The organism is Gordonia namibiensis NBRC 108229 (assembly GCF_000298235.1).
Lineage (GTDB): Bacteria > Actinomycetota > Actinomycetes > Mycobacteriales > Mycobacteriaceae > Gordonia > Gordonia namibiensis.
Genome location: NZ_BAHE01000022.1, coordinates 33,673 through 56,722, shown reverse-complemented (window position 1 = coordinate 56,722; position 23,050 = coordinate 33,673). Strand labels below are relative to the sequence as shown.

Here is a 23,050-nt window from a genome sequence, read left to right as displayed (position 1 = left end):
CACGACGCCAGCGTAGTCGGTTGATGGGTGACACTGGTGCCATGGCATCGACAGTCATCGAAGGAGTCGCCGGGCAGCCCGAGGGCAAGCCCTCGGCGCCGTCTGCCCCCGGATTCGGTGCGGACAGCGCCGGAGACGCCGGCCGGCGCAGGGATCTCCGCAGGATGAAGGCGGTCGCGACCGGCTTCCTGATCTTCGCGGCGGTCGTCTACCTCTTCACCCGTTATCTCGAGCACCGCGACGGCGAAGACGTCGCCGCTTGGGTCGGCTTCGTGCAGGCCGCGTCCGAGGCCGGCATGGTCGGCGCGCTGGCCGACTGGTTCGCGGTGACCGCGCTCTTCCGGCATCCGCTCGGCATCCCGATCCCGCACACCGCGCTGATCCGCAAGAAGAAAGACGACATCGGCGACCAACTCGGCGGCTTCATCGAAGAGAACTTCATGACGCCCGAGGTCGTCGTCTACCGCGCGCAGCAGATCGATCTGCCACGACGGCTGTCGACGTGGGTGGCCGACCCCCGCAACGCCCCGCGGATCTCCGGCGAAGCGGCCCGGGCGATCCAACTCGCGTCGGAGATGCTGCGCGACGAGGACGTCGAGCAGCTCATCCAGGCTGCACTGAAGTGGGTCGCCGAGCCGCAGTGGGCGCCGCCGACCGGCCGCATCCTGGAACAGCTCATCGCCGAGGACCGTCTCGAACCGGTCTTCCAGATGCTCTGCGATCGCGCGCACGAATGGGCGATCGGCAGCCAGGACCTCATCGACCGCGTGCTCGACCGGGACGGCCCGCAGTGGACGCCGAAGTTCGTCAACACTCTCGTCGGCGACAAGATCCACCGCGAACTCGTCGAGTTCACCTACAAGGTGCGCTCCGACCCCGACCATGAAATGCGCCGGGCGATGCACGAATTCGTGGAGAAGTTCGCGAACGACCTGCAGAACGATCCCGAGATGATCGCCAAGTTCGAGGCCATCAAGTTGGAACTGGTGGGTCGCGACGAGGTCACCGGCGCGGCGTCGACCGCCTGGAAGACCGGCAAGGCCGTCATCGAGCAGATGCTCGACGACCCGAACAGCACACTGCGCAACACGTTGTCGGACTCGATCATCCAGCTCGCGACGAGGATTCGCGACGATCGTCCGCTGCAGGAGAAGATGAACGGCTGGGTCGCGCGGGTCGCGCACCACATCGCCGCGAACTACTCGCAGGAGATCATCTCCGTCATCACCGAGACCGTGCGCGGTTGGGACGCCGACGACACGAGTCGCAAGATCGAACTCCAGGTGGGACGCGACCTCCAGTTCATCCGGATCAACGGCACCGTGGTGGGTGCGCTCGCCGGTCTGGCCATCCACACGACGTCGGTGCTGATCTTCCATTGACGCCGAATCCCGGTGATCCGTCTGTGATCCGACATCCTGTATTAGCTGTGTGCTTGCACGTGCTAGCAGTGAAGCCGATACTTGGGAAAGACGATCGACCCTGGAACGGAGCGTGATGAAGCGCGACAAGGACGAGGCTGCCCTCGACGCCGTCGTGGACGGTGAGGCCGAGTCCGGCGACTCCGCGGATCAGGTGTCCGACGACGGTGACGGCACCACGACGATGGCGGTCGAGGCCGTGGAGGCCGTCGCGACGGCTGCGCAGGACGCGGTGGCGAATGCGGCGCAGGACATCGGCGCCTTCATCCGGTCCCAGCGGGTGGCCGCCAAGGTGTCGCTCCGGCAGCTCGCCGAACGTGCCGGGGTCAGCAATCCGTACCTCAGTCAGATCGAGCGAGGACTCCGGAAACCCTCTGCGGACGTCCTCGCCCAGATCGCCAAGGGTCTGCGGGTGTCCGCGGAAGTGTTGTACGTGCGCGCAGGAATTCTCGAAGAACGCCCCGCGAGCCCGGTCCGTGATGCTCTCATCGCAGATGACTCGATCAACGAGCGTCAGAAACAGATGTTGCTGGAGATCTACGAGTCCTTTCGCAAGGAGAACGCGATCTCCTCGACTGGTTCCGAGAAAGACGAGTTCCGAGAAAACTGAGGCAGGAGACCTGAATGAGCGAGAACCCGTTGACGACAGCCGTGGGACAGGTGGCCGCCTTGCTGGCCGAGGTCCGGGAGCGCGGGGAGGCGGCGAGCGAACAGGCCCAGTCGAAGCTCGCGGAGACTGTCGAGAACACCCAGTCGAAGCTCGCGGAGACCGTCGAGAACACCCAGTCGAAGTTGGTCGAGACGGTCGGCTCGACGCAGGCGAGGATCTCGGGTTCCCGGGACGACGCGCAGGCGAGGATCGACGAGGCGCTCGCGACCGCGCTGGCGCTCTTCGAGGAGGCCAAGTCGAAGCTGTCGACGCTGCCGGTCGAATTGCCCACCGAGATCGAGGAATTGCGCACCCGGTTCTCGCCGGACGAACTCCGTAAGGTCGCCGAGGCCTATCTCGCCGTCGCGGCCGGGCTGCTGACGTCGCTGTCGGAGCGGCGCGACGAGGCCGTCGGAAAGCTGTTGTCGCAGCCGGTCGTCGGGGAGAATCTGCCGAAGCTGGAAAAGGTCTACAGCGACGCCGTCGGTCTCACCGAAGAGGCGCTGGGGACGATTTCCGAGCAGACGCGCGCGGTGGGTGAGCGTGCGCTCCGGCTGGCCGGGCTGGCCGACGGCAGCGCTCCCGACGGGACGGTCCGCGACGCCAGCGCCGACGCACCGGTGCGAGCCGTTGCGGCGCCGGCTCCGGCCCCGGCGACCAAGGCCCCCGCCGAGGCGACCCCGGCCACCAAGGCTCCTGCGGACAAGGCCCCGGCGAACAAGGCTCCCGCGAAGAAGGCGCCTGCGAAGAAGGCCCCGGCCGCGAAGGCCCCCGCAGAGAAGGCACCGACCAAGCAGTCGGCGGCGAAGAAGGCCCCAGCCAAGACGACCCCGGCCAAGACGACCCCGGCCAAGAAGGCCCCTGCGAAGACGGCACCGGCGAAGAAGGCAGCTGCGGTGAAGGGTGCCGCGGAACGAGCTGCGGCCAAGAAGGCCCCGGCCCGTAAGGCCGCCCCCGCCAAGGCGACGAAGGCCACGCCGACCAAGGCGGCCGCCAAGAAGACTCCGGCCGCGAAGAAGGCCGCCGCGGCGAACAAGGCGACCGCAGCCAAGAAGACGACTGCGAAGAAGGCCCCCGCCAAGAAAACGCCCGCCAAGAAGGCCACTCCGCGCGCCGACTGATCGCTGCGCGCACGTTCCGCTCGTGCGTGGCGTCGTGGGCTGCTGCGGCAATCGGGGCGCACGGGACTAGAGTGTTCGGCGTGGACGTCTTCAGCGTGTTGGCCTATGGGCAGAGTCTGATCATGTTGGTCCTGACTGTGGTCGCAGGGATCGCGGCGGTCGTCGCGCTGATCCACGCGGCCATTCAGCGGCCCGATGCGTTCCCGGCGGTCGACCGGCAGAGCAAGGTGATCTGGGTGGCGATCCTGGCCGCCGCATCGCTGTTCATCTGGTTCTTCGGTGCGGTGAGCTTCCTGGGCATCATCGGCGTGGTCGCGATGCTCGTGTACCTGGTCGACGTGCGCAAACGTGTGGACGACATCCAGGGCAAATCCTGGTTCAGCAAAAAGGCCTGATGCATCGTGGCGGAGTATCGGATCAACGACCTCGCCGAGGCGTCGGGGGTCAGCGTTCGCAACATCCGGGTCTATCAGGACCGCGGACTGCTTCCGCCACCCACCATCCGCGGCCGTGCGGGCTGGTACTCCGACCAGCACCTGGTGCGGCTGAACCTCATCTCCCGCATGCTCGAACGCGGGTACACCTTCGCGACGATCAGCGAGCTGCTGCATGCCGCCCACCACGGCATGCGCGTCGAACAGATCCTGCGCGGGTCGCCGAAGGGCGGCCGGTTCCGCAACTTCAAGCGTGCCGCGACGATCACCATCGCCGAGCTGAAGAAGACGCTCAATGCCTCGGATCGGTCCATCGCGCTCAGCCAGAAACTGGGTCTGTTGGCCAAGGACGGCACGCATTACGCGATCCGCAACCCCGAGCTGCTCGAGGGGGCCGAGGTCCTGGTGAAGGCCGGTGTCGACCTGGAGTTCCTGCTCGACCGCTGGGTTCGGGTCCAGGACGACCTCGAGGACGTCGCGAAGAGCTTCGTCTCGATCATCACCGACACCTACTTCGACGAGAACCTGCCCGACCTCGGTGAGCAGGGTGTCAGCAAGATGGCGGACCTCATCCAGACCGTTCGGCCGATGGCCCACGAGATCGTCGAGACGACGTTCCGCCGGGCTCTCGACGAGCAGATCTCCCAGGCGATCGGGCGGGCGGCGACCTACTTCGATGCCGCCACCGGAGACGAAGAACCGGACTCCACGACGCCGGATTCGGCCGGTGACCAGCCGGGCGCCGGCTATGAGACAACGAATATTGGTACATTGAACACCGAGACGGGGCGCTGAACGAGGCGCCCCCGCACGGAGTCCCGATCTGAGGGGTTCCACGTAGCGAGGAGTGCCGGTGAAGCGGAAGTCATTGGTGAGTGTCGGCGGGGTCGCGACCGCCGTGGGTGCGGGCGTGATCGGCCTCGGGGTCGGTACGGTGCTCGCGGGGATCACCCGGGATGCGCTGCGGACCTCGACCGCGGTCGACGACGGCCCTGACGATCTGCTCTGCGAGCCCGAGATCGCCCCGCTGCGGCAGACTGTCCGGACGGCCGACGGCACGGCGCTGAACGTCGAGGTCTACGGTGCCGACGACGACGATCCCGCGGGCGACGTCATCGTGATGGTCCACGGCTGGACCTGTAACACGGCCTACTGGTACCCGCAGATCAACCACCTCATCACGCCCGACGCCGGTGACCGTCGCGTCGTCGTCTACGACCAGCGCGGGCACGGACGCTCTGAACGGGGGCGTGCCCGGCCGACGGTGGCGATGCTCGGACAGGATCTCGACGCGGTGCTCGAGGCCGCCGTCCCGAGTGGTCGTCGGGCAATCCTGGTGGGGCACAGCATGGGTGGCATGACCATCATGTCGTGGGCCGCTCAGTTCCCGGAGAAAGTGGGCGCCAAGGTGTCCGCCGCGGTGCTCGTGTCGACGGCGGCCAACGCCGTGATGGAGAACCACGGACTCGTACCCGTTGATCTGCCCGCGTACGCGCGGCCGTTCACCCCGGTCGTCACCAAGGCGATCACCTCGGTACCGGTTCCGATCCCGAAAACCCAGTACGGCGTGAAGTTCTCGCACTACATCGCCCTCGGTCCCAACGCGCGCAAGTCGCATGTCGACTTCGTCGACGAGATGGTCGGTTCATGTCCGCCGCGTGCGCGGGCCGGATGGGGTTCGGCGATGGGCAAACTGGATGTGACCGCAGGACTCGAGGCGCTGACGGTGCCCACGGTGGTGGTCGTCGGCACCGAGGACCGGCTCACCCCGCCACGGCACGCCGAGCAGATGGCAGAGGTGCTGCGCCGCAACGGTTCTCTGCGCGATCTGGTCGTCTACGAGGGTGTCGGGCACATGTCGAGCATCGAGGCGGCGGAACGCTTCAACGAGATGCTCGACGAGTTGGTCGCCGACGTGTCACGGACCGCGCAGCGGGCCGGCTGAATCACGGCGCCCGACCGGTCATCAGAGCGCGCAGTTGACGAAGACCGGCTCGGGTCGCAGTGTGACGCCGAAGGCGTCGAGAACGCCGTCACGGACCTCGCGCGCCAGTGTGAGCAGCTGCTCGGTGGTGGCCGAACCCCGATTGGTCAGCGCCAGAGTGTGTTTCGTCGACAAGCGGACCGGGGCGTCGGCCGATGGGTAGCCGCGACCGAAGCCGGCCCGTTCGATCAGCCAGCCCGCCGACAGTTTGATCGCGGTGGGGGCGTCGGCGTCCGAGGTGTTCGGTTGCGGGCCGGCGGGGTAGGACGGGATCGCCACATCGGCGCCGACCCTCGCCGCGATCCGTTCGAGAACAGCGGGGGCGTCCCCACCGTCGACGATCGGGTTGGTGAAGAACGAACCGGCACTCCAGGTGTCGAAGTCGTCGGCGTCGAGGACCATGCCCTTGCCGCGACGCAGGCCGAGGACCGCCGCGCGGGCGGCGGCGGCGTCGACGCGATCGCCGGGTTCGACGCCGACCGTCGTGGCCAGCTCGCGGTACCGGATCGGCTGGCTCGCGCGATCCTCGTTGAGCCAGAAGGACACCGCGACCACCACGAAGTCGTTGCGGTGCTTGAGGTTACTGGTGCGGTAGCCGAGTCCCAGCTCGGTGGGGGAGACCCAGCGCAGGTTGCCCGACCGGCGGTCGAGGACCTGGACCGACCGCAGGATGTCGGCGACCTCGACCCCGTAGGCCCCGACGTTCTGCACCGGCGTAGCTCCGGCCGCGCCGGGAATCCCCGACAGGCACTCCAGCCCGCCGAAGCCGGCCTCGACGGTCGCGGCGACCAGGTCGTCCCAACCCACGCCGGCGTCGGCGACGACGTGGGAACGGCCTGACTCGCGGCCCGAGCCGAACTCGATGCGGCTGCTCGCCAACACGACGGCGGTGCCGTCGAAGCCGGCATCGCCGATGACGAGGTTGGACCCGCCGCCGATCACCAGCACGGGTTCGGACCGTTCGTCGAGCTCCTGGATGGTCTCGACGATGCTGCGCGTGTCCGGGCAACGCACGATCTCGCGGGCGGGGCCGCCCAGACGCAGGGTGGTCAGCTCGGCGAGGGGTGCGCTCAGCGGCGTCTGCGTGTCGGTCACGCGTTAAACGTTAACCGGCGACCGGTAGCGTTCTCTTCATGGCGAGCAAGCTGCAGCACTCGGTGTCCTATCCGTTCTCCACCGAACGGCTCTGGGCGCTCTACACCACCGAGCAGTACTGGCACGATCTGGTGGAGCGGATGAACTCCGGGCACGGCCACGTCGAGAAGGTGGACATCGCGGGCGACACCGTGACCGTCGAGATGAATCAGGGCATCCCCGCGGAGAAGCTCCCGTCGGCGGTCACCAAGATCATGCCCGGCGATCTGCGGATTCCGCGGAAGAACACATATCGGCTGGTCGGGGGCCGGATCGAGGGCGAGATCCACGCCACGGTCGAGGGTGCCCCGGTGCCGGTGAACGTGAACGGGACCATCACCACCGCCGGTGATCCGGCCGCGAGCGACTGCTCTGCCGAGGTGTCGGTGAACCTGCCGATGTTCGGCGGGAAGATCGAGAAGGCCGTGGTCAGCGAGCTGGCCGGACTGCTCGATCACGAGCGTGGGCACACCGTCGATTGGGAGTCGGAAAATCCGCTGACGTAGCCTGGTCGTCATGGCACGACGGCTCAGCTACTCCGCTCGCTACACCCACCCCGCGGAGAAGCTCTACCAAGCGCAGAGCATCAAGCAGTACTGGGACGACATGATGGCGGGATTCCAGATGATCTCGCCACACTGCGAGGTCGCCTCCTTCACCTCTGACGAGACCGGGATCAAGGTCGTTCTCAAGCAGACGATCGGTCGCGACCAGCTGCCTCCGCTCGCGCAGACGGTGATGATGAAGGACATGGTCATCACGCGTGAGGAGACCCTCGGTCCGTTCGACCCGGACAACACCAAGGGCACCTACAACGCGTCGATCCCCGCGGGTCCGGGCAGCCTCAACGGCTGGCAGGAACTGTTTCCCACCGACGACGGCTGCACGATCCGCCGGACCAGTGAGGCGAAGGTCTTCGTCCCGTTCGTCAACGGCAAGCTCGAGCAGATGATCCTCATCAACCTGGTCGATCTGTTCCGAGCCGAGGCCGAGTACGCCAAGGACTGGATCGACAAGAACTTGTGAGTCGAACCCCCGGGCAGCAGTCCGGGCGACGACTGTCGAACAGCCCGATCGGCCGGGTGACGCGCGGGACGACCAACATCAACCGTCTGCGCCGGGTGGATCGATGGATGACGCATGAACCGGCCGTGATCGCCGCGCTCGACGTCGCGCACCCGCTGGTTGTCGACCTCGGTTACGGCGCACGCCCCGACACCACCGTCGAGATGGCCGGCCGGCTCCGCCGCGTCGCCCCCGATCTGGAGATGGTCGGACTCGAGATCGACCCGGCACGCGTCGTCGACCCGCGCGACGGTGTCCGGTTCGCGGTCGGCGGCTTCGAGATGGCGGGTCTGCGTCCCCGGGTGGTGCGCGCCTTCAACGTCCTACGCCAGTACGACGAGACCGAGGTCGACGCCGCATGGTCGCGGCTGCGGGCGGCCCTGTCGCCGGGCGGGGTGATCGTCGAGGGCACCTGCGACGAGATCGGGCGGCGCTGTACGTGGGTGCTGCTCGACGATGCGGGGCCGGTCAGCCTGACGCTCTGCTGGGCGCCGGAGCATTCCGAACGTCCCTCCGATCTCGCCGAGCGTCTGCCCAAGGCGCTCATCCACCGCAACGTGCCCGGTGAGAAGATCCACGACCTGCTCGTCCTCGCAGACCAGTGCTGGGATTTCGCCGCCCCGCTGGCGCCGTACGGGCCGCGTGTCCGCTGGCGTCGTGCACTGGACCTGCTGCGCGAGCGTGGCGTCGACTGCGTCGTCACCCGCCGTCGGACGTCGGACAACGTGCTGACCGTCCCGTGGGAGGCCGTCGCCCCGTCGGAGTAACCGCGGAGGAAGTCGGCGGTATCGCCGGTGGCGGGCACTACTGTGGCGGCTATGCGTGTGGCGATGGCTCAGATCAGCTCGACCGACGATCCGGGCGAGAACCTGGAGACCCTACGTGCGGCGACGCAGGACGCTGCGTCGCGCGGGGCACGCCTGGTCGTGTTCCCGGAGGCGACCATGTGCCGCTTCGGCGTTCCGCTGAAGCCGGTGGCGGAGGATCTCAACGGGCCGTGGGCGAGTGCGGTGTCGGAGGTCGCGGCGTCGGCGGGTGTGACCGTCGTGGCCGGGATGTTCACCCCGTCGGACGACGGGCGCGTGTTCAACACGGTGCTCGTCGCTCACCCTGACGGGTCGCGGCAGGGTTACGACAAGCTGCACCTGTACGACGCCTTCGGGTTCCGGGAGTCCAAGACCGTCGCGGCCGGTTCTGAACCGTTGACCTTCGAGGTCGACGGCGTCACCGTGGGGGTGGCCACCTGCTACGACATCAGGTTCCCCGCCCTGTTCACGAATCTGGCACGACGCGGCGCGCAGATCGTCGTCGTGCCGACGTCCTGGGGCGCCGGCCCCGGAAAGATCCAACAGTGGCAGGTGCTGGCGACGGCCAGGGCCCTGGATTCGACGACGTTCGTCGTCGCCGTGGGGCAGGCACTCCCTCCGGACGAGGCGGTCGCCGCCTCGGGTGCGCCCACCGGGATCGGACACAGCCAAATCACAGACCCCTTCGGTACCGTGGTCGCCGCGTACCCGGAGACGGTCGGTGTCGATGTCCACGACCTCGACCTGGACCTGGTCGAGAAGGCTCGTAAACAACTGGCGGTCCTCGCCAACGAGCGAGAGCTGCCTGCCGGCGGTGCGGTGCCCAGCAAGGTCGCACCCACCGGCGAACGGCTTCGAGAGTCCGACGACCGAGGACGGAATCCATGAGCGACAACAAGACTCCCGGTGATGACCCCCGCGACCAGGGCGAGTCGCACGATCCCACCGGAACCGCAGGACCCCCAGAGTCCACCGACAACACCGGAGCCACCGAACCGGCCGGCGACGACTGGCGCCCGGTGGAGGACGCCGACCCCGCCGGGGTGGGTACAGGTGTGCCCGAGACGGGCGTTCCCGAGTCGGGGGAGACCGAACAGTTCCCGACGACCCCGATCGCGCCCGGGGCACAGGCGTATTCGAGCGTGCCGCCCTCGGAGGCCGACACCACTGACCTGAGCGGTGGGCTCGGTCAGCCGGGCACCGCGCAGTTCGCGCCGGGGGAGACGCCCTACGGCGACGACTCGAGCGAACCCCTTCAGACGCCGGGCAGCGGTCCGGTGCTGACGTCGCCGCGAAAGCGACGCAGCACCAAGAAGATCGTGGCGCTCAGCACCATCGCCGTGCTGCTACTGGTGGTCATCGGTGCGGTCGGCAGCGAGCTCTACCTCCGCCACAAGGTGACGAACTGCCTCGAGGAGTCGTTCAGCGGTCTCACCGGCGTACCCACCTCGGTGTCGCTGAGCCGCAAGCCGATCATCCTGCAGGGCAGTGGCGACGTCCCGTACGTCCAGGTCGACACCAAGGACGGCTCCGATCCGCAGGGCGTGCGACTCCACATGCGCGCCGACGGCATCTCCGGTGACAGCAGCACCACCGACATCCGCAGCCTCAGGGGCGACGGCTTCATCCCCTTCGAGCGGATCGTCGAACTCAGCAAGGAGGGTGCTCCCGCCGGGGCCGGCGGCCAGAGCACCGGCAACGGCGCGAGCCCGGTCGGTTCGGTCGAGGAGATCACCGGCAACGCGGCCGACGGCACCTTCGAGGTCCAGGCCGGTTTCCCGGTCATGTTCTTCTCCGTCCCGGTCTCGGCGACGATCAAGCCCGTTCTCAAGGGCGGCCGGGTCGAGTTCGAGGTCGTCAAGGCCAGCGCGCTGGTGTTCGGCATCCCGCCGGACTTCGCACAGCAGATCGTCGACCAGGTCACCACGTCGGCACTCGGACCGTTCTTCGACGAGGTCCAGGTCGATCAGCTCCGGGTCACCGACACGGGTCTGGAGTTCGCGATCAGCGGCTCGGATGTCCAGCTGACCAACGAGATGACCGGCAACGACCAGCAATCGGGCTGCTCGGTCTGATCGGCGTCCGTTCGACTATCGGCGTTCTCCCGGCGGGGCGATGCGGTGAATCCAGATCGTCGGCCCGCCGGTGAGTGTGAATTCGCCGCGAATCGGTGCGTCCCACCTGCGGACGTAGACCTTCGACATGGTGGCGTCGGCGGTCCCGGCGACCACCGGTAGATCGTCCCGGCGCCCCATCTCGACGACCTCGTCGATGAGGCAGGCCAGGGTGCCGCCGCGTCGGTGATCGGGATGCACGAGCGCGAAGAGGATCTCGACCGCGCGATCGTCGGTCACGGCGTCTTTCTGAGTCCGGCGCAATTCGGTGAATCGCTCCGCGAACCCGTCGAGTGCTCTGACGAAATGACGAATTCGTGCCATGAGTTCGTCGTCGACACCTCCGGCCGGGCGGGTCGGATAGGCGAGAGCGATCAGGGCGATCAGAGTGCCGGTCTCGTCGAATACACCTCGGAGTCCGTGAAAGTTCTCGGCGACGAGGACTTCGCCGTACCACCGATAGGCCTCGGTCGGTGCATCGTCACCGAGTAACCATTGATACATCGGGGTTTCGCGCAGACCGTTCTCGAGCAGGTCGAGTGCACTTTCCCGATCGGACTCCGTCAGCGGGCGAGAGCCGTTCCGGGATGCCTGGATGCCTTGCGTCACCGCTACATATCAGCACACCGGCGAAACCGGTGCGGTGTTCTTCCGCCGCGTTCGGTCGGTGGGCGAGACGACGATATGTAGACTTCACAACCGCCTGGCGAACCTTTCCGGTATGTGAGGCAGCAATGGATCGGCGACCATATCCGACGCCGATTTCTTCCTGTTCCCGTCGAAGTCCGGAGTTGGTCTCGCCCGATGCCCGTCGCACCGTCGTTGAAAAGAGGTCAGGTGCGAGCGCTCGTCGGTCTCGTCGGCACCGCGCTGAAGGCGTCACCGTGGGTGGTCGCGGGATTCGTCGTCTTCCAACTCGCCAGCGTGTTCACGTCGTTGGCCCAGCCGGCGCTGAACGCTGCGATCATCGACGACGGAATCCTGCGCGGGGACGTGGGGACCATCAAAGTCGTGGGTGTGCTGATGGTCGCGGTGGCCGTGGTCAACCTCGCGGTCTCGCTCGGTGCCACCTACCTTGCCTCCCACCTGTCGGCGAGGTCTGCACGAGATCTGCGCTGCCGGGTCAACGGCCGGATCGGCTCGTTTTCCGACCATCAGGTCGCGCGGTTGGGCTTGTCCAGCCTCTTGACCAGATCCACCGGCGACGTGGGACAGATCCAGGGCTTCCTGTTCATCTTCCTCACGATCGTCGTGACCGCGCCGCTCATGCTCTTCGGTGCGTTGGTGCTCTCCCTGTCGCAGGCGTGGCAGATGGCCCCGGTGATCTTCGTGGCCGGGCTGATCCTCGTCGCGCTGGTCGGGGTGCTTGTGCGCCGCATCGTCCCGTGGGCCGCACGCCTGCAGCGTCGAGTCGACGTCATCAACCGCGTGCTGCGCGAACAGCTGCGCGGGATAGCGGTGATCAGGACGTTCCGGCAGGAGACCCGCGAGCGCGCGCGATTCTCGGTGGAGAACGACGAACTCACTGACGTCGCATTGAGGCTGGGACGGACTCAGGTACTGCTGCTCCCGACCGTCACCGTGGTGTCCAATCTCGCCGGGGTCGCGGTGGCCGCACTGGGCGCGATCTTCGTCGACCGCGGCCAGATGCAGATCGGCCAGATCGCGGCCGCGGTCGGATATCTCAGCCAGATTCTGCTCGCCGTGTCGTTGCTGACCGTGATCGCCGGCGTCATCCCGCGCGCGGTCACCAGCGCGGGCCGCATCGTCGAGGTCCTCGACACCGAGGTCCTCGAACCCGGTGACGCCGTGGCCGGGGCGGCGTCGACTGCACCTGCGGTGGTCTTCGACTCCGTCTCCGTCGGCTTTCCCGGCGCTGATGCCCCCGCTGTCGACGCCGTCTCGCTGACGTGTGCCCCCGGAACGGTCACCGGACTCCTCGGCGGAACCGGCAGCGGGAAATCGACGTTGCTGTCCTTGCCGCTGCGGTTCGCCGACCCCGACTCGGGCGTCGTCAGGTGGGATGGCGCGGACGTGACCGGGCTGGCACCGGCGTGGGTGCGCGCGCGGACCGCGTTCGTCGGACAGGGTGCAGCGCTGGTGACCGGCACGATCGCCGACAACCTGCGGATCGGTCGTCCCGACGCCACGGACGGCCAACTGTGGGAAGCGCTCGAGGTGGCCGCGGCGCGTGATTTTGTCGAGGCGCGGCCCGAGGGTCTCGAGGCTCGCGTCGCGCAGGAGGGCCGCAACTTCTCGGGGGGCCAGCGACAGCGTCTGGCGCTGGCCCGCGCGATCCTCCGACGTCCCGCGCTGTACGTACTCGACGATCCCTTCAGCGCCCTTGATGTCGACACCGAGCGCGAGGTCATCGCCAATCTGCGACGAGCCCACCCGGGGGCGACGGTGCTGATCGCGGCCCAGCGGGTCTCGGCGGTCCGGCACGCCGACACCATCGGCGTGCTCGAGGACGGCCGTCTCGTTGCCGTCGGCACCGACGAGACCCTCCGTGTCGAGAGCGAGATCTACCGCGAGATCGCCTACGCACAGGCGGTGACCAATGTCTGACGTCCGGCGAGACGGCTCGCTTCGGTGGCTGCTGCGGCAGCTCCACCTGGGTCGGGGACGCGCCGTGACGATCTCGCTGTGCGCGATCGTGGCGTCGCTGGGAGCGGTCGTCGGACCGATCCTGTTCGGTGTGGTCACGAACGTGATCGTCGACGGGACCACCGGCGCCGACGGCATGGACTGGCGACGACTCTGGACGGTGCTCGGCGTGCAGGCGGCCATCTATGTGGTCGTCGCCGGCCTCACGTTCGCGCAAGGTCAGATGCTGACCATCGCGGTGCAGCGATCCGTGGCCGGACTGCGTGCACGCATCGAGGACAAGATCCATCGGCTCCCGCTGCGCTACTTCGAATCGAACAACCGCGGTGTGCTCGTCAGCAAGCTCACCGCGCACACCGACAACGCCGCCACGGTGATCGCTCCCGTGCTGGTCACCGTCCCGACCAATGTGCTGACCCTTCTCGTGGTCACCGTCGTGCTGTTCGTCGTCTCGCCGCTGCTGGCGGTCATCGCGCTCGTCGCGGCGCCGGTGTCGGCGGCGGTGTCGATCGTCATCGCGCGTCGGGCACGGCCGTTCCTGGAGACCCGGTGGACCACCACGGCGGCGCTCACCGGCCACATCGAGGAGGAGTTGAGCACGCGGCGCATGCTGCAGGCGTACAACGCCGAACCCTTGGCCCGACGCCGCTTCGATGCCCTCAACGAGAAGCTGTTCGTGTCGACGCGCTCTGCTCAGTGGGCCGCCGGCACCCTCGGACCGATCCTGACCGCGATCAACGCCGTGGTGTTCCTGATCCTGGCGGTCCTCGGCGGGATCATGGTCGTCGACGGCACCCTGAGTCTCGGCGCCGCCCAGGTGGCGGTGATCTTCGCGCAGCAGTTGTCGTCGGCCGTGCGTGAACTGGCCGGATTCGTCACCAAGGTGCAGTCGGGCACGGTCTCGGCGGGAAAGGTGCGCGAGGTGCTCGACGAGCCGGAGGACGGTGCGTCGGAGACCGGCGAGGTGGAACCGGACCGCGCCGGGCGTCACCGTCGACCGCCGGAGATCGTCTTCGACGAAGTCGCCTTCGCCTACGACGAAAGCACGCCGGTGCTCGGCTCGGTGAGTTTCCGGATGGAGCCGGGGACGACGACGGCGATCGTCGGCTCGACCGGGGCGGGCAAGACGACCATCACCAACCTGCTGCAGGGCTTCTACCGTCCGACCGGCGGTTCGATCATCATCGACGGCGACGACACGCTCGACCTCGGACCCCAACGGGTGCGCGACAGGATGGCGGTCGTGACCCAGGAGCCGTGGCTGTTCACCGGGACCGTACGCGAGAACATCGCCTACGGGATGTCCGAAGACGACGCGGTGGACCGTGCGGTCCACGACGGTCACCTCGACCAGATCGTCGCGGCGCTGCCCCAGGGCCTCGATACCGTCATCGGCCAGGAATCCGAGAACCTCAGCGCGGGCGAGAAGCAACTCGTCACCGTCGCCCGGGCCATCGCGGTCTCGCCCCGCATCCTCATCCTCGACGAGGCGACCAGCGCCGCAGATCCCCGCACCGAGTTGCTCGTGCAGCGGGCGCTGCAACGTCTGCGTGCCGATACGACGACCCTGCTGATCACCCACCGGATGGCGACGGCCGCGCTCGCGGACCAGATCGTCGTCCTCGAGGAGGGGACGATCGTCGAATCGGGAACGCATCATGACCTGATCGGTGCCGGCGGGGTCTATGCGCGGCGCTGCGGCGTCGATTCGGCATCGCGTGCCTGAACAATCACCACAGGTCAGGGACCTTTTGCGTGCGTAATGATCGCTTTTCTGAAACGAATTGCCGAATTCGTCTCGTTTGAACAAACGCTTGACCCACTCGTCGGAATGGGTGGAATCGAAACTTACCGAGCGGAAAGTTACGGTAACGGAGGTTGGGGCACATTTTTGTCGATACGCCACCGAAACGTTGCATCGACGTTGCTAATGCTGATTCTTTTGCGGAGTTTAATGGACGATCGTCCCACTAGATTCCATTGTTCGTATTAGTGCAGGCGTTTGAGCTGGACTTTTGTGACATCGGCTGATGGCAGAAAGGAATATTCGTGACAAGTCCTCGGAAATAATGGAGACATTGTCGAGACGGATATGTAATCTCTGTCGCGAGTCGCCGCACTGGTGGGAGCAGGCGCTCGAATCGACACTTTCCCCCATGAACGAAGGAGTTCCCCCATGAGCTTTGGAATTGGCGATGCAATCGAAGGTGCCGTCACCGACGCGATCACCGAGGCGATCCTCGGCGTGTTCACCGGCTCGATCGAGGGTTCCTCCGAGTCGTAGTTCGACGGTCTTCTCGAATCGCCTCACGGCCCCGGCTGTGAGGCGATTCGCGTTGACGGGGCGGTGGCGCCGGCAGGATTGGCGCCGTTAGGGAGTCCGGGCAGGTGAATGATCCGCCGTGCGGGTCCGCCCGGTGGCTCGACACGATACGGTCCATCTGACAGAACCACGCCCGCCCGGGGCCAAGCGGGACTCGACGAGGAGGAATGTATGAACCAGCGTCTGCGCAGGTGCGGCGCCGCGATCGCGGTCGCTCTGGGCATCGGGCTCACGATGTCGGCCACCGGTACGACAGGCGTTGCAGCGGCGGCACCGAGTCTCGTGAGCGCGGGTTCGCCCACCGAGCGGGTCACCGACATCGTCGTGCACTCGGATGCGATGAAAAGAGACATCCCGCTGACGGTGATCAAGCCGGCCGACGAGTCCAAGCCGCGCGGTGTCCTCTATCTCCTCAACGGTGCGGGCGGCGGTGAGGACGGCGCGAACTGGCTCGCTAAGACCGACATCGTCGAGTTCACCAAGAACAAGAACCTCTACGTGGTCATCCCGAACCAGGGCCGGTTCAGCTACTACACCGACTGGGAGAAGCCCGATCCCGAGCTCGGTCTGTTCAAGTGGTCGACCTTCCTCGGCAAGGAATTGCCGCCGGTCTTCGACGCCAACTTCAACACCTCCGGGCGCAACGCGATCGGCGGGATCTCCTCGTCGGGAACCTCGGTGCTCAACCTCGCGATCGAACATCCCGGCCTGTACAAGGCCGTCGGTGCCTACAGCGGGTGCCCGACGACCGCCGACCCGTTCGGGCAGAACAACATCCGGCTGGTGGTAGAGGCGCGCGGCGGCGGCGACGCCAGGAACATGTGGGGGCCGTACAACGGGCCCGGATGGCGCAAGCACGATCCGGTGATCAACGCCCACAAGCTCCGTGGCACCAAGCTGTACATCTCCAACGCAACCGGTCTGCCCGGTGAGTACGACAACCCGGCGTACGTCAAGAAGGTCGACAAGCTCGCCGATCAGATCGTGGTCGGCGGCATCATCGAGGGCAGCACCATGACCTGCACCCTCCAGCTGGTGAACCGGCTGCGGCAGTTGAACATCCCGGCGACGGTCGATCTGCCGGCCACCGGCACCCATTCCTGGGGTTACTGGGAAGACCAGCTGCACCGCTCGTGGTCGTTCTACGAGCGCGCGCTGAACTAGTTGAAGATCACGGTCTTCCGGCCGTGCACGAGGACGCGGTCCTCGAGGTGCCAGCGCAGTCCGCGCGACAGGACCAGCGTCTCGATGTCGCGCCCCTGACGCACCATGTCGGTCACCGAGTCGCTGTGATCGACCCGGATCACGTCCTGTTCGATGATCGGTCCGGCGTCGAGATCGGCGGTGACGTAGTGGCACGTCGCGCCGATCAGCTTGACGCCCCGGGCGAAGGCCTGGTGGTACGGGCGGGCACCGATGAAGCTCGGCAGGAAGCTGTGGTGGATGTTGATCGCGCGGCCGGCCCAGGCTTCGCACAGTTTCGGCGGCAGGATCTGCATGAACCGTGCGAGGACCACGGCATCGGGCTGGTAGCCGTCGACGATCCGGGCGAGTTCGGCGAAGGCCTCGGCCTTGCGCTCACCGAACGGGATGTGGTGGAACGGGATCTCGAAACGTGTTGCCAGCTCTTCGAGTTGGGGGTGGTTGCCGACGACGGCCCGGATCGTCGCCGGTAGCTCGCCACGGTGCGCACGACCCAGAAGGTCGATGAGGCAGTGGGTTTCCTTGCTCACCAGCAGCACCACGGACTTGGTGTCACGGGTGTCGGTGAGGCGCCACTCGGTCTCGGGGCCGAGTTCGTCGGCGACCTCGGCGGCGAACCGCGCGCGGAGTTCGTCGGCGGTGAACGACACCTCGTCGGCGCGGATGGCCTGCCGGGTGAAGAACCAGCCGGTGTCGTCGTCGGAGTGGTACGCGGCCTCGGTGATCCAGCCCCCGACATCGGTCAGGAAGGTCGAGATGCGGGCGACGATGCCCGTGCGGTCGGGGCAGCCGAGCGTCAGCACGTAACGATGCTCGGTCTGGTCGGTGGGGGTCAGCTGTCCGCTTGTCACGACCCTCAGTGTGCCAAGCTCGTCGATGTGACGAACACGGACCTGCGGCGTAGCGACGTCGCCGCCATCATCGACCACACACTCCTCAAGCCCGAGGCCACCCGCGCCGACGCGGAGGCCGCGGTCGCCGAGGCCGCCCGGCTCGGCGTTTTCGCGGTGTGCCTGTCGCCGTCGATGCTCCCGATCGACACCGGTGACCAGCGGACCTGCGTGGTCGCCGGCTTCCCATCGGGTAAGCACCACTCCCTGGTCAAGGCCGCCGAAGCCCGGCTTGCGGTGGACTCCGGGGCGAATGAGGTCGACATGGTGATCGACGTCGGTGCCGCAGTCGACGGTCGGTTCGACGAGGTGTTCGCCGACGTCCTGACCGTGCGTGAGGCGGTCGGGGATTCGACGCTGCTCAAGGTGATCATCGAGTCCGCGGCGCTCCTACAGCTCGCCGGCCCCGACACGGTCACCGAGGTGTGCCGCCGTGCCGAGCAGGCCGGCGCGGGAATGGTGAAGACCTCCACCGGTTTCCATCCCGCCGGCGGCGCGAGTGTCGAGGCGGTGCGGCTGATGCGCGCCGCCGTCGGCGCCCGCGTCGGGGTCAAGGCGAGCGGTGGCATCCGGACGGCCGAGTTCGCCGCCGAACTCATCGCGGCCGGCGCGACCCGTCTGGGGCTGTCGTCGTCGGCGGCCGTGCTGGACGGTTTCCCCGAGTAGGTCAGCCGACCGGTGCCGGTTTCTGTTCGAGATCGGCCATCACCAGGCTTGCGTTCGCCGCGGCGCCGGCGGAGACACCCTCGCCCATCGCGACCGTCACCATCGCGTGAATGGTGGTGGTGTTACCCACCGCCCACACACCCGGAACGTCGGTCTCACCCATGGGCCCCGTCTCCACGAGCCCGCCCGCGGGTCCGTCGGTGAGGGTCCCGCCGAGACGCTCGAACAGCTCGCCGCGCACCACGAACCGGGGAGACACCACGACCGCATCGACGTCGAGCACGGTGCCCTCCGACAGCAGCACGCCGCCGAGGCGTTCGGAGTCTGCATCCTCGCGAACCAGAACCCGTTCGACGGTGTGGTCGATGATGTCGATGTCGGACGCAACCAGATGCGACCGATCGTCCTCCGACAGTGCGTCGGGAGCATGGGCGATGACCGTGACCTGATCGCTGAGCTGCCCGAACATGAGGGCCTGATGGGCCGACATGGGCGCGGTGGCGATCACGGCGATCCGCTTGCCGCGAACCTCGTAGCCGTGGCAGTACGGGCAGTGGAGGACATCGCGCCCCCAGAGCTCCGATACCCCGTCGATGGCGGGCAGCTCGTCGACGAGGCCGGTCGCGAGGATCACGCGGCGCGCGGTCACCGTGTCTCCCGAGTCGACGTCCAGGGTGAACCGGTCGCCGTCGGGGTCGCGCCGCGCGTCGACGACGGTGCCCGAGCGGATTTCGGCGCCGTACCCGATGGCTTCGGCACGCCCGCGAGCCAGCAATTCGAGTGGTGAGATCCCGTCCTGGCCGAGAACGTTGTGGGCGCCCGCGGCCGGGGCGTTGCGGGGCACTCCGGCGTCGATGACGACGACCTTGCGCAGTGAACGTGCCAGGATCGTGGCAGCGCTGAGGCCGCCGGCGCCACCCCCGACGATCGCGACGTCGTATTCGGTGGCCGCGGAGTCATTTCGATCGGTGCGGGGGTCTGTCATGACAGCTCACTCTCGAGGGGTCGGGTGTCGGACGGGGCGTCCATGAGGCCGGCGGAGCGCGGCCGGGTGATCCAGAGGTGACGGCCGGCCGTGAAGGTCAGGTCGGTACGTCGGTGGACTGAGCGGGGACTGCGCTCATCGATCAGTTCGTCGAGGACGGAGAGGTCGGCGGGGTCGAGAACGTCTGCCAGACGGTGCCGGAACTGGCCGAACCAGTGCCGGGCATAGCGCGCGACCGCCTGACTCGGGCCGCCGGGCCCGACGCGGATGGTCCGACGTTCGAGTACGTCGTGACCGGCTCGGTCGAGCGCGTCGGTCCAGTCTACGAGCGCTTCCCATCCGGCGGTGGCCGCCGCGGCGTGGCAGCGGTCCTCGATCCCGCGCAACTCCGAGTTCTCGGACGTGAAGCGCGGGAGGCCGTCCATCTCGATGATCGCCACGACGCCGCCCGGGGCCAGCACGGAGGCCGCCGCGCGCAACAGTGCCGTGGGGTCGGCGAGGTGATGCAGCGACATCGAGGCCCAGAGAACGTCCGGGGAGTGCAACGGTGGCAGGCCGTCGTCGAGGTCGGCGACCACCGTGGCCACCCGTGCGGCGAAACCGCCCGCGGCCGCCCGTTGCTCGACCAGCGCGGCCATCTCGGTGGAACTGTCCACCGCGAGGAGCTGCGCATCGGCGAAGTTGCGTGCGAGCGCCTCGGTGCCGGTGCCGGTTCCCGCGCCGAGATCGACGATCCGCTGCGGTGCTCGTCCGAGGCTGCGGGAGATGGCCGCGGCGGCGTCGTCGACGTGATCGCCGAGGAGCTTGGCGTCCAGGTCGAGCACCGAAGCCAGGTGCACCTGGTCGTGGTGGTGCTCGTTGTGATCGTGGGAATGGGTCATGAGATCGACGGTAGCGCGCCTATGCCTAAACGGCATACCATCTTGCCTATGACGCAAGAACTCGATGCGGTGGTCCGGCAACGCATTCGTGGACTCCGACTCGCCAAGGGTTGGACTCTCGATGCGCTGGCCGCACGGTGCTACCTGTCCCCGTCGACGCTGAGCCGCATCGAGACCGGGCATCGCCGGGTCGCGCTGGACCAGTTGGTCCCCATCGCGCGGGCCCTGGGGACGACGCTGGATCAGCTCGTCGAAGCCGCCGACGACACCGACGTCGTGATCCGTCCCCAGGCGCACGCCGCCGAGGGGATGACGATGTGGCTGCTCTCCCGGGAGAACAGCCCGCAAGGGGTGACGGTCGCGAAGATGCGCTTCGAACGCGAACAGCCGCTCGGTGACCTGCGGGTTCATCCCGGACGTGAGTGGTTCACGGTGCTCGCCGGCACGGTGCGGCTGCTCCTCGGCGACCGCGCGATCCTCGTCCCGGAGGGGGACGCCGCGGAGTTCTCGACCATGATCCCGCATGCGATCTGCGCACACGACGGTCCCGCCGAGGTGCTGTCGATCATGGACCATGCGGGCGAGCGCGCCCACATGCCGTCCGCGGCGGCCGTAGGCGACGACCCGCAACCGTGAGTCGTCAGCTCCGTGAACGATCACCGCAGATCGGTAGGCTTGTGCGGGTGATGACTTCTCAGGCCCCGGTGAACCGACGCGCTGTGCTCGCCGCGGCCGGGGTCGGCGTACTCGGTGTCGCGATCGCGGCGTGTACGGGTTCCGATGCCGGCCCGGGCGGCCGCGGCGGCAAACCAGACGAACCGAAGGTCCGTCTGACCTTCACCCCTCCGCTCGACGGGGAGGCGCCCAGCCCGATCGCCGAGATCTCGGTGCAGGCCGAGGACGGCACGCTCAACCCCGACGTGAAGCTGACGAACCCCCGCGGGCGGGTGGTCAACGGGCGGCTGTCGGAGGACCGCACGAGCTACACCATCGCCGAGCCGCTGGGGTACGGCACCGAATACACCTGGAGCGGAACGGCTCTCGGGACCGACGGGAAGACCGTGCCGGTCACCGGCAGCTTCACCACCCTCGAACCGTCGAGTCAGCTGAACGTCGTGGTCAACATCGGCGACGGCCAGGAGGTCGGCATCGCCGCGCCGATCATCCTGAAGTTCAACGGCACCGTCGAGGACAAGGAGGCGGTGGAGCGTGCGCTCACCGTCACGACGACGCCGCCCACCGAGGGATCGTGGGCGTGGCTCGGCGAGGACAACGGCTCACGCGTCCACTGGCGTCCCCGCGAGTACTGGGCTCCCGGCACCAAGGTGCACATGGACGCCAAGCTGTACGGCCTCGACCACGGTGGCGGCGCCTATGGGGCCGCGGACGTGACGAGCGACTTCTCGATCGGCCGCGCGCAGGTCGTGAAGGCCGTGGAGTCCTCGCACCGCATCGTCGTGGTGCGCGACGGCGCCGAACTGATGTCGTTGCCCTGCAGCTACGGCGGCGGCGACCTCGACCGCAACGTCACCCGTTCCGGTATCCACGTGGTCACCGAGAAGTACGAAGAGTTCTTCATGAGCAACCCGGCCGCCGGTTACTTCAACCTCCGGGAACGCTGGGCCGTGCGCATCTCCAACAACGGCGAGTTCATCCACGCCAACCCGGAGACGGTCAACGTGCAGGGTGCCGCGAACGTCACCAACGGGTGCATCAACCTGTCCGAGGCCGACGCCGAACGCTACTTCCGGGTGGCCGTCTACGGCGACCCGGTCGAGGTCTCGGGTACGCGAATCCCGTTGTCGGAGGCCGACGGTGACATCTACGACTGGATCTTCGACTGGGAGACCTGGCAGGGCATGTCGGCGATCAAGGGCGAGGTGACGGAGTCGTCGGTGCCGGCGACGCCGAGCGGCGCCCCGACCTCCAACGTCCCCGCACCCCGCTAGCCGGTCTTGATGTTCCGTCGTGCCGACGCCTGATCGCGCGGCTTGAGCACGATCTGGTCGAGGTTCACGTGCGGCGGGCGGGACGCGACGAAGCCGATGACCTCGGCGACGTCGTCGGCGGTCAGCGGGGTCAGGCCCTCGTAGACGGCGTCGGCGCGTTCCTGGTCGCCCTCGAAACGCACGAGCGAGAAGTCGGTCTCGACCATTCCCGGGCAGATCTCGGTGAGTCGCACCGGCTCGCCGAGCAGTTCGTAGCGCAGGGTGCGGTGGGTGATCGCCTGCGCATGCTTGGCCGAGGTGTAGCCGGCGCCGTTGTCGTAGGCCTCGAGTGCGGCGACGGAGGTGATGGCGACGATCAGTCCGTCCCCGGATGCGATCAGTGCGGGGATGAGGGCCTTGGTGATCCGCAGGCTCCCCATGACGTTGGTCTCCCACATCCAGCGCCAGTCGTCGAAGTTCGCGTTGGACACCGGGTCGAGGCCCTTGGCGCCGCCGGCGTTGTTCACAAGCACGTTCACGCGGTCGAGGCCCTCGACGAACGCGGCGACCGAGTCCTCGTCGGTGACGTCGAGCTGCTTTCCGGTTCCGCCGATCTCGGCGGCGAGCGCCTCGACGCGATCGACGCGTCGTGCGCCGAGCACCACGTGGTAACCCTGCTTCGCGAGTTGACGAGCAGTGGCGGCACCGATCCCGGAACTCGCGCCGGTGACGACGGCGATCGGTCGCTGGTCGGTGGTCTGGGCGGTGGCGGTGTCAGGGCTCATGGGCCCACCTTACGACGCCTACCGCACCTCGCCCATGAGGCTGCCGTGCGCCTC

Annotated in this window: 23 protein-coding genes; 17 read left to right on the top strand and 6 right to left on the bottom strand. The window is 67.6% G+C overall.

What is annotated here, in order from left to right; genetic code table 11:
- Positions 1-41 precede the first annotated feature (41 nt).
- The 6 genes from GONAM_RS13195 to GONAM_RS13170 all read left to right on the top strand — a co-directional run bounded on the left by GONAM_RS13195 (position 42) and on the right by GONAM_RS13170 (position 5,570).
- Positions 42-1,382 (top strand): DUF445 domain-containing protein, encoded by a 1,341-nt coding sequence (locus GONAM_RS13195; RefSeq protein WP_040536399.1) that lies wholly within the window; start codon positions 42-44, stop codon positions 1,380-1,382.
- Between the two features lie 115 nt (positions 1,383-1,497).
- Positions 1,498-2,031, top strand: a complete 534-nt coding sequence (locus GONAM_RS13190) for a helix-turn-helix domain-containing protein (RefSeq protein WP_006867253.1) — start codon at positions 1,498-1,500, stop codon at positions 2,029-2,031.
- A gap of 14 nt (positions 2,032-2,045) precedes the next feature.
- Positions 2,046-3,191 (top strand): hypothetical protein, encoded by a 1,146-nt coding sequence (locus tag GONAM_RS13185; protein ID WP_006867252.1) that lies wholly within the window; start codon positions 2,046-2,048, stop codon positions 3,189-3,191.
- A 71-nt stretch (positions 3,192-3,262) separates the two neighbouring features.
- Positions 3,263-3,586 carry a DUF2516 family protein gene (locus GONAM_RS13180; RefSeq protein WP_005200278.1) on the top strand — a complete coding sequence of 108 codons (324 nt, stop codon included), beginning with the start codon at positions 3,263-3,265 and terminating at the stop codon, positions 3,584-3,586.
- Between the two features lie 6 nt (positions 3,587-3,592).
- Entirely contained in the window at positions 3,593-4,420 is an 828-nt protein-coding gene (locus tag GONAM_RS13175; RefSeq protein WP_006867251.1) for a MerR family transcriptional regulator, read from the top strand.
- A gap of 58 nt (positions 4,421-4,478) precedes the next feature.
- The gene (locus tag GONAM_RS13170) at positions 4,479-5,570 is read left to right on the top strand and encodes an alpha/beta fold hydrolase (protein ID WP_006867250.1); all 1,092 of its coding nucleotides are present in this window, start codon (positions 4,479-4,481) and stop codon (positions 5,568-5,570) included.
- Positions 5,571-5,591: 21 nt separating this feature from the next.
- Here GONAM_RS13170 and GONAM_RS13165 read toward each other — a convergent pair whose 3' ends face one another.
- A complete protein-coding gene (locus GONAM_RS13165) occupies positions 5,592-6,704 on the bottom strand; it encodes a UDP-N-acetylmuramate dehydrogenase (RefSeq protein ID WP_006867249.1) in 1,113 nt (370 codons plus the stop codon).
- Positions 6,705-6,742: 38 nt separating this feature from the next.
- Between GONAM_RS13165 and GONAM_RS13160 the strand changes: the two genes are divergently transcribed.
- The 5 genes from GONAM_RS13160 (at position 6,743) to GONAM_RS13140 (ending at position 10,689) form a co-directional block, all read left to right on the top strand.
- The gene (locus tag GONAM_RS13160) at positions 6,743-7,249 is read left to right on the top strand and encodes a DUF2505 domain-containing protein (protein WP_006867248.1); all 507 of its coding nucleotides are present in this window, start codon (positions 6,743-6,745) and stop codon (positions 7,247-7,249) included.
- Between the two features lie 10 nt (positions 7,250-7,259).
- Positions 7,260-7,769 (top strand): DUF2505 domain-containing protein, encoded by a 510-nt coding sequence (locus tag GONAM_RS13155; protein WP_006867247.1) that lies wholly within the window; start codon positions 7,260-7,262, stop codon positions 7,767-7,769.
- Positions 7,770-7,876: 107 nt separating this feature from the next.
- Positions 7,877-8,575 (top strand): class I SAM-dependent methyltransferase, encoded by a 699-nt coding sequence (locus tag GONAM_RS13150; RefSeq protein ID WP_245548616.1) that lies wholly within the window; start codon positions 7,877-7,879, stop codon positions 8,573-8,575.
- Positions 8,576-8,626: 51 nt separating this feature from the next.
- On the top strand, positions 8,627-9,502 hold the full coding sequence (locus GONAM_RS13145) for a carbon-nitrogen hydrolase family protein (protein WP_040536397.1): 876 nt from the start codon (positions 8,627-8,629) through the stop codon (positions 9,500-9,502).
- Positions 9,499-10,689 carry a hypothetical protein gene (locus tag GONAM_RS13140; RefSeq protein ID WP_006867244.1) on the top strand — a complete coding sequence of 397 codons (1,191 nt, stop codon included), beginning with the start codon at positions 9,499-9,501 and terminating at the stop codon, positions 10,687-10,689. The genes GONAM_RS13145 and GONAM_RS13140 overlap by 4 nt, the downstream gene beginning before the upstream one ends.
- Before the next feature lie 15 nt (positions 10,690-10,704).
- Here the strand turns inward: GONAM_RS13140 and GONAM_RS13135 are convergent, their stop codons facing one another.
- The gene (locus GONAM_RS13135; protein ID WP_006867243.1) at positions 10,705-11,337 is read right to left on the bottom strand and encodes a hypothetical protein; all 633 of its coding nucleotides are present in this window, start codon (positions 11,335-11,337) and stop codon (positions 10,705-10,707) included.
- 195 nt (positions 11,338-11,532) lie between these two features.
- On the opposite strand from GONAM_RS13135, the gene GONAM_RS13130 reads away from it, so the two are divergent.
- The 3 genes from GONAM_RS13130 (at position 11,533) to GONAM_RS13120 (ending at position 16,822) form a co-directional block, all read left to right on the top strand.
- Complete coding sequence (locus GONAM_RS13130; protein WP_040536395.1) at positions 11,533-13,296, top strand: ABC transporter ATP-binding protein; 1,764 nt, start codon at positions 11,533-11,535, stop codon at positions 13,294-13,296.
- A complete protein-coding gene (locus GONAM_RS13125; protein ID WP_006867241.1) occupies positions 13,289-15,061 on the top strand; it encodes an ABC transporter ATP-binding protein in 1,773 nt (590 codons plus the stop codon). Before GONAM_RS13130 ends, GONAM_RS13125 begins: the two co-directional genes overlap by 8 nt.
- Positions 15,062-15,829: 768 nt before the next feature.
- Positions 15,830-16,822 carry an alpha/beta hydrolase gene (locus tag GONAM_RS13120; protein ID WP_006867240.1) on the top strand — a complete coding sequence of 331 codons (993 nt, stop codon included), beginning with the start codon at positions 15,830-15,832 and terminating at the stop codon, positions 16,820-16,822.
- Here the strand turns inward: GONAM_RS13120 and purU are convergent.
- The gene (gene purU / locus GONAM_RS13115) at positions 16,819-17,712 is read right to left on the bottom strand and encodes a formyltetrahydrofolate deformylase (protein WP_006867239.1); all 894 of its coding nucleotides are present in this window, start codon (positions 17,710-17,712) and stop codon (positions 16,819-16,821) included. The two genes, GONAM_RS13120 and purU, sit on opposite strands and share 4 nt — an antisense overlap.
- 27 nt (positions 17,713-17,739) lie before the next feature.
- On the opposite strand from purU, the gene deoC reads away from it, so the two are divergent.
- A complete protein-coding gene (gene deoC / locus GONAM_RS13110) occupies positions 17,740-18,417 on the top strand; it encodes a deoxyribose-phosphate aldolase (RefSeq protein WP_006867238.1) in 678 nt (225 codons plus the stop codon).
- A 1-nt stretch (position 18,418) separates the two neighbouring features.
- Here deoC and GONAM_RS13105 read toward each other — a convergent pair whose 3' ends face one another.
- Both GONAM_RS13105 and GONAM_RS13100 read right to left on the bottom strand, forming a co-directional pair.
- On the bottom strand, positions 18,419-19,402 hold the full coding sequence (locus GONAM_RS13105) for an NAD(P)/FAD-dependent oxidoreductase (protein WP_006867237.1): 984 nt from the start codon (positions 19,400-19,402) through the stop codon (positions 18,419-18,421).
- Entirely contained in the window at positions 19,399-20,283 is an 885-nt protein-coding gene (locus tag GONAM_RS13100; protein ID WP_006867236.1) for a class I SAM-dependent methyltransferase, read from the bottom strand. Before GONAM_RS13100 ends, GONAM_RS13105 begins: the two co-directional genes overlap by 4 nt.
- A gap of 48 nt (positions 20,284-20,331) precedes the next feature.
- On the opposite strand from GONAM_RS13100, the gene GONAM_RS13095 reads away from it, so the two are divergent.
- Together GONAM_RS13095 and GONAM_RS13090 are read left to right on the top strand one after the other, a co-directional pair.
- Positions 20,332-20,919, top strand: a complete 588-nt coding sequence (locus GONAM_RS13095; RefSeq protein WP_006867235.1) for a helix-turn-helix domain-containing protein — start codon at positions 20,332-20,334, stop codon at positions 20,917-20,919.
- A gap of 50 nt (positions 20,920-20,969) precedes the next feature.
- Positions 20,970-22,232 carry a L,D-transpeptidase gene (locus tag GONAM_RS13090; protein ID WP_040536389.1) on the top strand — a complete coding sequence of 421 codons (1,263 nt, stop codon included), beginning with the start codon at positions 20,970-20,972 and terminating at the stop codon, positions 22,230-22,232.
- Here GONAM_RS13090 and GONAM_RS13085 read toward each other — a convergent pair.
- On the bottom strand, positions 22,229-22,996 hold the full coding sequence (locus tag GONAM_RS13085) for an SDR family NAD(P)-dependent oxidoreductase (protein ID WP_006867233.1): 768 nt from the start codon (positions 22,994-22,996) through the stop codon (positions 22,229-22,231). The genes GONAM_RS13090 and GONAM_RS13085 overlap by 4 nt on opposite strands.
- Between the last annotated feature and the right edge of the window lie 54 nt (positions 22,997-23,050).

Excerpts from the sequence above, each read along its gene's own strand:
- GONAM_RS13095 (WP_006867235.1), top strand. The coding sequence starts at position 20,332 with ATGACGCAAGAACTCGATGCGGTGGTCCGGCAACGCATTCGTGGACTC.
- GONAM_RS13130 (WP_040536395.1), top strand. The coding sequence starts at position 11,533 with ATGCCCGTCGCACCGTCGTTGAAAAGAGGTCAGGTGCGAGCGCTCGTC.
- GONAM_RS13155 (WP_006867247.1), top strand. The coding sequence starts at position 7,260 with ATGGCACGACGGCTCAGCTACTCCGCTCGCTACACCCACCCCGCGGAG.
- GONAM_RS13125 (WP_006867241.1), top strand. The coding sequence starts at position 13,289 with ATGTCTGACGTCCGGCGAGACGGCTCGCTTCGGTGGCTGCTGCGGCAG.
- GONAM_RS13195 (WP_040536399.1), top strand. The coding sequence starts at position 42 with ATGGCATCGACAGTCATCGAAGGAGTCGCCGGGCAGCCCGAGGGCAAG.
- GONAM_RS13090 (WP_040536389.1), top strand. The coding sequence starts at position 20,970 with ATGACTTCTCAGGCCCCGGTGAACCGACGCGCTGTGCTCGCCGCGGCC.
- GONAM_RS13145 (WP_040536397.1), top strand. The coding sequence starts at position 8,627 with ATGCGTGTGGCGATGGCTCAGATCAGCTCGACCGACGATCCGGGCGAG.
- GONAM_RS13140 (WP_006867244.1), top strand. The coding sequence starts at position 9,499 with ATGAGCGACAACAAGACTCCCGGTGATGACCCCCGCGACCAGGGCGAG.
- GONAM_RS13190 (WP_006867253.1), top strand. The coding sequence starts at position 1,498 with ATGAAGCGCGACAAGGACGAGGCTGCCCTCGACGCCGTCGTGGACGGT.
- GONAM_RS13185 (WP_006867252.1), top strand. The coding sequence starts at position 2,046 with ATGAGCGAGAACCCGTTGACGACAGCCGTGGGACAGGTGGCCGCCTTG.
- GONAM_RS13120 (WP_006867240.1), top strand. The coding sequence starts at position 15,830 with ATGAACCAGCGTCTGCGCAGGTGCGGCGCCGCGATCGCGGTCGCTCTG.
- GONAM_RS13150 (WP_245548616.1), top strand. The coding sequence starts at position 7,877 with ATGACGCATGAACCGGCCGTGATCGCCGCGCTCGACGTCGCGCACCCG.
- GONAM_RS13160 (WP_006867248.1), top strand. The coding sequence starts at position 6,743 with ATGGCGAGCAAGCTGCAGCACTCGGTGTCCTATCCGTTCTCCACCGAA.
- GONAM_RS13100 (WP_006867236.1), bottom strand. The coding sequence starts at position 20,283 with ATGACCCATTCCCACGATCACAACGAGCACCACCACGACCAGGTGCAC.
- GONAM_RS13085 (WP_006867233.1), bottom strand. The coding sequence starts at position 22,996 with ATGAGCCCTGACACCGCCACCGCCCAGACCACCGACCAGCGACCGATC.
- GONAM_RS13105 (WP_006867237.1), bottom strand. The coding sequence starts at position 19,402 with ATGACAGACCCCCGCACCGATCGAAATGACTCCGCGGCCACCGAATAC.